The sequence below is a fragment of the Lentilactobacillus sp. genome (assembly GCF_040773105.1).
Taxonomy (GTDB): Bacteria; Bacillota; Bacilli; order Lactobacillales; family Lactobacillaceae; genus Lentilactobacillus; species Lentilactobacillus parabuchneri.
The window spans coordinates 1-7699 of sequence record NZ_JAXGWW010000094.1 but is presented as its reverse complement, the minus strand read 5'-3'; the positions used below and the strand labels follow the sequence as shown (position 1 = coordinate 7699).

Here is a 7699-nt window from a genome sequence, read left to right as displayed (position 1 = left end):
TTCGAGGTTCACAAATGCGTCGGACGCCAACTGATTAAAATTAGTCCGCAGCATTGTTTCCGGCATCACGTCAGCGGAAAAGCCAGTCCCAGTTAAGTCCGTAACGGTCAAACAAACCCCGTTTACCGCAATGCTGTCACCCAATTTAAATGTGCCGTCCGAAACCAGGGATGTCTCGATCGTTAGCTTGGCCTGTTGGCCGCTCTGAGTGACCTGAACAACCTTTCCTCGTGCTTGAATAATTCCTGTAAACATTAGCGCGCCCTCCTGACTGTAATCTTCAAATCATGCCCCAGTTGAGTAACCTCTGGTGCCTCAAAATACGTTAACTTCCCATTGCTCACGCCACTAACTGCAGGCAGCCCAGTGCCGCCAATGACGATCGGGGCAACATAGGTTACCAATTGATCCACTAGGTTCGCTCTGACAAATTCTGCCTGAATTTGACTGCCCCCTTCAACCAGCAGTGATTGCACGTGGTGCTCCGCAAGTAGTGCGAGGACATCGTTTGGCCGCCAGTCGTCTTTGACAAAGACATGAACAAAGGCTGGGAACTGCTGGTGAGCAGATTGACCGGACAAAATCCAGACCGGACCATCGTTTTCAAATAAACGTTTGTCCGGCGTAACTGAATTTGCATCCCTCACCAAAATAATTCGGACCGGTTGAAATCGTTTATCAAGACCTCTGACCGTTAATCGCGGGTCGTCCGTTTTAAAGGTTCGCTCCCCTACCAAAATGGCCTGATTCATGCGTCGTAATTTTTGGCTGTCTGCCTGGGCTTCTTCGCCCGAGATTATCGTGCGTCTACTAGGCTGTTGGTTGATTTTTCCATCCAGTGACATAGCATATTTTATCGTCACCATCGGCCGCTGACGCTCATAATAAAAGTTATACGCCTCGTTGAGGGCCGTTGTCGTTCCTAAAATTTCCACTTCAACGCCACTGCTTCGCAACCGTTCAATCCCTTTTCCCGCAACGATTGGATTGGGATCAACCTGGCCGACAACCACTCGTTTGAAGCCCTCTTTAATCAAGCGGTCGCTGCACGGAGGCGTTTTACCAAAGTGACTGCAAGGTTCCATCGTGACGTACATCGTCGCGCCCTTGACACTTTCTGCGTCCGGCACATTGGAAAGCGCGTCAATTTCCGCATGGTGTTCGCCAAATTGATGATGGTACCCGCTCGCGACGAGTCGGCCATCTTTAACAATCACCGCACCAACCCGTGGATTAGTCCAAGTATTTCCAAGTCCTTTCCATGCCATTTTAACGGCAATCTTCATGTAATCTTGATCGTTCAAATCTTATTCACCCCACGAAAAAAGCCCCGCAAGAATTTGCGAGGCAATTATTAGATAAGCTAAACAAGATTTCATTCGAGTCATGAGGGACCATGCTCATGAAAAAGTGTCACGGAAGACAGCTGTCCCCTTAACATTAATCCACAAACAGTCCACACCGATGTTATGAAATGCTTATTTGATTCTTCTCCCATCCAGACTTTACTGTCGGTCCCAGACTCACACTGGGTCAACCGCTTAACGCGGGTCACGGACTTCGATTATCACATCGTCACCGTCGGTCGGGAATTTCACCCTGCCCCGAAGAAATCTATTCAGTTTTCGAAATTATGATACCCCATCGACCAGGGAAGCGCAACCAAAAACTGTTTAATAAAAAAACGGTTTCATCACTTCCACGCCGATAAAGGCCGTATTAAGCCGTTTTCCACTCATTCCAACATTAAAGATCATCACTGATTGTCCAACCGCTCTGAAATGTCTTGCGCAATCTCAGCTAACCGCTGTGGATTTTGGACTTGGGCAATCTTGTAACCGACAAAATATGGTGAAGTGGCGTACCTTGGCACAATCTTGCAGTAAAATTTGCCATCCAGCTGGTAGAAAAATAAGTTGTATGAAGATAAGCGCCCACCCATATAATCGTGCAGCAAGTACCTGACGATCACGTGGACTGCGTCGGCCAGACTGTCAATTTGGGCAATTTCTTTGATGGCAATGTTAATCTCGACAAAGCCAATAATCGGGTTGGTCGATAAGGTGATTTCACGTTGGTCGTCTTGTGTCACTGCAACTCCAGTGAAATTACGCAACGTGATATTCTGATACACATCATAGTTATTTAAGCCGACAATTTGGAAATGAGGGTGGCGTAAACTACCTCCAGACATTGGGCCGAAGTTTTTATACATAATGACGCTGCGATATTGATTGGAGGCCACCATCTGGTGCCAGCATTTAAAGGCAAACTCGAAGACTTTTCGGTTTTGTGCCACCGAACAAGTTGACGGGCCGCCGTTGTGGTCACTCGATTCGATCAGGACCGTTTGCATGGTATCTTCCAGTGTTCGAAATTTATTTTGAAGCCAAATTCGATCGTCTTCTTGCGCCAAAATATTAGTAAGATGCGCAACGTCGCAAAATGGGCAGTAGCCTTCGGGATGGCGGATATTTTCCGGCTTTCCTTTGGCTGCTTGATAATCAAATATCAGTGGTTGATTCGCCATTTGATTCACCAGTCTTTCTTTTAAGAAACTTGTGTCTTTATTATATTCGAAATTGCCGTTGGGCTGTTAGAACATTATTTTGAACAAAAATCTGCAATGTAATTAAATTAGCTGTTGTTTGATAACTCATGTAGTATATAATGATTTTATTTATTCGATTAATTAGTCACGACTGTTTGGGGGAATTTGATGAAAAAACCGCTCACCGTTACAATTGCATTGATTTGTACGTTAATTTTGTCAGGGTGTTCGGCGTCAACCTCTGCCAAAAAGCCTACCCGCAACCACTATGACCGCCAGCGAACCGCCGCCGAATTGAAGCATGATCGCATCGTTGAAGGAATCAATCTCGAAAACTTCGATAAAATCAACGTTGGCGACATTACTGACGGCACAAACGGCTCTTCTGATCAGCAGGTTCGCCAATTATTTGGCAATCCATCGCATATCGGGACGGTTTCAGTGAACGGTATTAGTCAAAAAGTCACCCAGTTCACCTGGAAGGATGTTTCATCCACCTTCCACGTTGACAAAGTCACCGTTCAATTTTTAAATCACAAAGTAGTTGGCAAGTCCTATTCCCCCGCTGCCAAACAAAAACAACGCGTGATCGCCAAGTCAAAAATTGATCAATTAGGTCTCGGTACCACCTACCAGGAAACCGTCAACGCCTTAGGGGTCCCTAACGGCGAATCATTTACCGGCCAGGGTCCGTTGTCGAGTAAGTACCTGCTTTACGTGACTGACAGTGACGGAACCGCCTATGATCTGACATTTACCGACGATAAATTAAACAATAAGTTTAAAACTTCGATATACTAAGAGTGTACATGCCCAAACTATATAGGAGGCTACAAAGATGAAAGTGATTAACGTAGAATTATCAGTAAAGCCTGGGATGCAAAAGGACTATGAGGCGTTTATCGACGAACTGGTTCAAGGCTCTCGTGCTGAGGCCGGAAACGTGTCTTACGATCATTTCAAAAAAATTGGCAGCGATTCCGATTACGAAATTATTGAACACTGGAAGGATGCGGATGCAGTTGAGTCCCATAATAATACCGCTCACTTCCAAAAATTCTTGGCTGGCATTAACGATTTCTTAAGTAAAGATCTGGTTATTATCAGAATGGATTATAACGAATAACTTACAAGAGTTGGCGCTTAATGGCGTCAGCTTTTTTAATTTGATTATTACTGCGTCGTATCGTGTACAAATAGCAGTGAGCTGACCCTCTGGAAGGAACCGGCCATTTGGCGCACACTTTCTTGACCAACTTTTGGAAGCGCTTATAATCAAGTGTAAGTACATGAGGAGGTCACAAACATGCAAGATGAAAGATGGAACAACCCGTTATACCAGACCGAAGCAGTCAATGATGAGGGCTTGGAAGGCCACGCTTACGTTCCCGGCGGCATCAAGGTCGAGACCAGCAGCCCGATGAACTCACATCCCGGCACCAATCCCGAGCAGTTGCTGGGGATGTCTTTGGCAACCTGCCTGGAAGCCACGCTGGAAGCAATTGAAAAAGAGCACGGCGTTCCCCACACCGCAGAGGTCCACGTCAAAGTTGCCTTTATTGGCTCAAGAGCCGTTTACCAATTTCTGGTTCATGCGCAAATCATGGTCAAAGGCGTTGACTTTGAAACAGCCGACAAGTTTGCAAAGGAAGCTGAAAATCGCTGCCCAGTTTCAAAACTATTGAAGAATAGTGGCAATTACACCGCTGAAACCGTTGAGCAGTTTGACTAAACAATGACGAGCGATTAAGACCAATGAAGTTTTGATCTTGATCGTCCGTATAAGCAAATGACCCAATCATCCCAATCGGATTGTTTGGGTCATTTGTTTATGCGTTGGAAGCTAAGCATTTTTGCTCCCATTTTTCTTGCAATAAATGTTCTTATTTTCAATGAAAAGCTGGTAATAATTACAGAGAAGCTGTAAAATTTAGATAAAATAACAAATTAACTTCACAAATTGTTTATAAATATTCGTTATCTTTTATATTTATGAATTTTATTAGGAGCTTAATATTATTTTTAGTTCGACTTGTTTTACTGTATAATCATTCTAAATGAACTTAATTTAACCTCAGGAGGCATTTTTTATGGATAGAAAAATCCCTAACATTATGGGTACTCAACATCCAGATAACGCAGGAGTTCCCTTCTTCAAGCATAACGATAGCGCATTTGTTTCCGCATTTCGGGAAATTGATGAAGCCTACCAAAACTTCTCAAAGCTCGGCGCTGACGAATACATGTGGGACTGGGAAGGTAAACATGCCGATGCGTCAGTGATCGACCGTTTATACTCTGAGCACTACGAGTATTTCCAAAAGCATCCCCTTGGCAAGGATAAGTTTTTAACTTTCCGTCTGCCAAACATCTGGGAAGAAAAAGGCTACAGCTTAATGCAAGCCATGACAACCATCTTGTCAGCCGAAGACTTCTCTTACGACTTGGGCTTTAAGGAACGACCGTTATTCGAAGCAATCTTGCCGATGACACAATCAGCCGACCAGCTGATTTCAATGGAAGACAAGTTTGCCAGCCTTTCTCACTACAAATCAACTGAATTTAATACCGGCCACAAAGATTCCGATACCTTGCAAATGATTCCACTGTTTGAAGGCTTTGAATCACAATTAAATGCGCCGCAAATTTTGAAGAAATACCTTGAAATGTATAAAGAACATTTTGGCCGCGAACTTAGCTACATGCGGGTATTCTTAGCCGGATCAGACTCCGCTTTGTCAAATGGTTTCTTGAACAGTATCATTGGAAATAAATTAGCGTTGACTGGTCTGGCCGAATTTGAACAGGAAAGCGGCTTGCCAATTTATCCAATTGCCGGAATGGGAAGCACGATTTTCCGTGGCGGCTTGTCTCCAATGATGATCGACCGTTACCTCGAAGAATTCCCTGGCTTAAAGACGGCAACCGTACAGTCTGCCTTCCGTTACGACTACCCATTAGACGTGGTTGAACCGGCCATCATCAAATTACGTGACGGTTTGCAACAAAGTAAGTTTGAAATCATCAACCATGATGACCAAGCCGTGTTGTTGAATATCGCCAAGAAGGCTGCCGCAGAATACCACGAAACTTTGGATCCGTTAATCAATGACTTACAACCTGTCTTTGACTCCTTCCCAAAGCGTCGTGATCGTCATCAACACGTCGGGATCATCGGTTATTCCCGTGACGTTGACGGCTACAAAATGCCGCGTGCGATTACCTTTACCGGTGCCCTTTATTCAGTTGGTGTTCCACCTGAATTCTTGGGAACCGGCCGTATCTTGAACAAGTTGGATGATAAAGAACTCAGCACTTTGATGAAGTATTATCCAAATATCAAGCATGATTACGCCCACGTTGCCAAATACTTCAGTAAGGACGCTTTGGCTGCCCTTCAAGCAAAGAACCCCGCTTGGAAAGCAGTTGACGAAGATATCGAAGCCGTTGAACGCTTATTTGATATCAAGGCTGGTCCACAAACACCTGAACAGGAAAAGCACGCCCAATTGGCAGCTGATTTAGTTAAGATTTCTGATAAGGAAACCAAGACGACATTGATCAGCCGTCAAGCTATTTTACGAAAATTCCTAGGTTAATCACTAAAAATCCAGCTAACCGGCTGGATTTTTTTGTCTGGCGTTTTATACTAAGATTAGGTCAATATCTCAAACAAGATTTGAAGGGAGTTCATTTTATGTTTAAGAAATCAATTTTGTTAACCGTTGCCGCATTAAGTTTAGGTGGCTTTGTTTCATTGACTCAATCCGCAACGACTCAAGCTGCATCAATGCCCGGTTCGTTAACTTATCACAAGACAAGTTCGGTTGCCAAGATTGGCAGCCAATACAAATCATTTAAATTGACCAACCACATTCCAACCAGCAACTTTAAGAATATCAAAACCATTTCTTGGAAAAAAAGTGGTTTGAAGAAAGGCACCAAAGTTCGAATTGACCTATACGCCACTCAAGGCACTCAGTTCAACTGGTACCGGATTTCAAAATACAGCACTAAGAAAGCCAACAAGACGAACAAAAAAGTTCAAAAGTACTGGATTTATGGTCAGGCATTGGTTTTGCCGACAACTACCAGTAATCAATTAGCACTCAGCTACTAGTCGTTAAATGAATCTCCGCACCGCTTCCTAATCGATCCGATGTTAATAATTGAGAAGGAATGATTTGATTGAATAAATTTCAGAATTTGTCCAGCTGTACCGCTTTTTTGGCTGGTAAGAACGCTACTGTAGACGGCTCAACAATGATTGCACGAAATGAAGATGCCGGCGGTGGCGTCAACGCAAAACGGTTTGTGGTTGTCAATCCACAGGACCAACCCAGCGAATACATTTCCACTTTTAACCAATTTCGCGTGAAGTTACCGGATCATCCGCTCCGCTATACCGCAACCCCCAACGCAGATATTTCCGATGGTATTTGGGGCGAATCTGGCATTAACACCGATAATGTCGCCATGAGTTCTACTGAAACCGAGTTTACCAACACCACAATGCTGGGCTTGGATCCACTGGTTGCCGACGGAATTGGCGAAGAGGCCATGCTGACGTGTGTGCTCCCTTACATTCATAGTGCCCGGGAAGGTGTTAAACGATTAGGGGAATTAGTTACCAACTTTGGCACCTGTGAAAGCAACGGTATTGCCTTTTCGGATTCTGAAGAAGTCTGGTACTTTGAAACCGTTGGCGGCCATCACTGGGCAGCTGAACGCATCCCTGATGACAGCTATGCGGTTGCCCCTAACCAAACCGGGATCCAGGAAATTGACTTTAACGATGCAGAACATTTCATGTACTCAGACGATTTAAAAGAATTTGCCGAAAGCCATCACTTAAACAAGGCTCGTAAGGGATTTAACTTCAGAGATATTTTTGGAGAAGATGTCCAAGCCGATCACTATTACAACACCCCACGTGTTTGGTACGGCCAAAAGATGTTTAACCCGGAAATTGAACAGGATCCGGAAAGTCGGACGATGCCATTTACACGGGTTGCCGATCATTTGATTTCCGTCGAAGATGTTGCCCTGTTTTTAAGCAGCCATTACCAAGGAACCGAATTTGATCCCTATGGCCAAACGGGTACCGAAGAAAGCCGTCATCGCTATCGCCCTATCGGCATGAATCGA

General features: G+C 44.4%; 8 protein-coding genes, 1 pseudogene and 1 riboswitch. Of the genes and pseudogenes, 6 read left to right on the top strand and 3 right to left on the bottom strand.

Annotation, left to right across the window (positions count from 1 at the left end; all coding sequences use genetic code 11):
• The 3 genes and pseudogenes from AB3112_RS06315 to AB3112_RS06305 all read right to left on the bottom strand — a co-directional run.
• A pseudogene (locus AB3112_RS06315) lies at positions 1 to 255 on the bottom strand (riboflavin synthase); the annotation flags it as partial.
• Entirely contained in the window at positions 255 to 1304 is a 1050-nt protein-coding gene (gene ribD, locus AB3112_RS06310; RefSeq protein ID WP_367334127.1) for a bifunctional diaminohydroxyphosphoribosylaminopyrimidine deaminase/5-amino-6-(5-phosphoribosylamino)uracil reductase RibD, read from the bottom strand. The pseudogene AB3112_RS06315 and the gene ribD, both read right to left, overlap by 1 nt.
• Before the next feature lie 178 nt (positions 1305 to 1482).
• Positions 1483 to 1616: riboswitch (FMN riboswitch) on the bottom strand.
• 140 nt (positions 1617 to 1756) lie between these two features.
• Entirely contained in the window at positions 1757 to 2530 is a 774-nt protein-coding gene (locus AB3112_RS06305) for a DUF4931 domain-containing protein (protein ID WP_084972709.1), read from the bottom strand.
• Positions 2531 to 2719: 189 nt separating this feature from the next.
• Here AB3112_RS06305 and AB3112_RS06300 point away from each other — a divergent pair, with 189 nt between their 5' ends.
• From AB3112_RS06300 to AB3112_RS06275, 6 genes are all read left to right on the top strand, one after another.
• The gene (locus AB3112_RS06300) at positions 2720 to 3352 is read left to right on the top strand and encodes a DUF3862 domain-containing protein (RefSeq protein WP_084972710.1); all 633 of its coding nucleotides are present in this window, start codon (positions 2720 to 2722) and stop codon (positions 3350 to 3352) included.
• A gap of 37 nt (positions 3353 to 3389) precedes the next feature.
• Positions 3390 to 3677, top strand: coding sequence for a putative quinol monooxygenase (locus AB3112_RS06295; RefSeq protein WP_057909367.1), 288 nt, complete (start codon positions 3390 to 3392; stop codon positions 3675 to 3677).
• Positions 3678 to 3857: 180 nt separating this feature from the next.
• On the top strand, positions 3858 to 4283 hold the full coding sequence (locus tag AB3112_RS06290) for an OsmC family protein (protein WP_057909368.1): 426 nt from the start codon (positions 3858 to 3860) through the stop codon (positions 4281 to 4283).
• 358 nt (positions 4284 to 4641) lie between these two features.
• Positions 4642 to 6150, top strand: a complete 1509-nt coding sequence (ppcA, locus tag AB3112_RS06285) for a phosphoenolpyruvate carboxylase (RefSeq protein WP_084972711.1) — start codon at positions 4642 to 4644, stop codon at positions 6148 to 6150.
• A gap of 98 nt (positions 6151 to 6248) precedes the next feature.
• Positions 6249 to 6671 (top strand): hypothetical protein, encoded by a 423-nt coding sequence (locus AB3112_RS06280; protein WP_084972712.1) that lies wholly within the window; start codon positions 6249 to 6251, stop codon positions 6669 to 6671.
• Positions 6672 to 6739: 68 nt separating this feature from the next.
• On the top strand, positions 6740 to 7699 hold a 960-nt coding region (locus tag AB3112_RS06275; protein ID WP_367334126.1), incomplete at its 3' end, for a C69 family dipeptidase.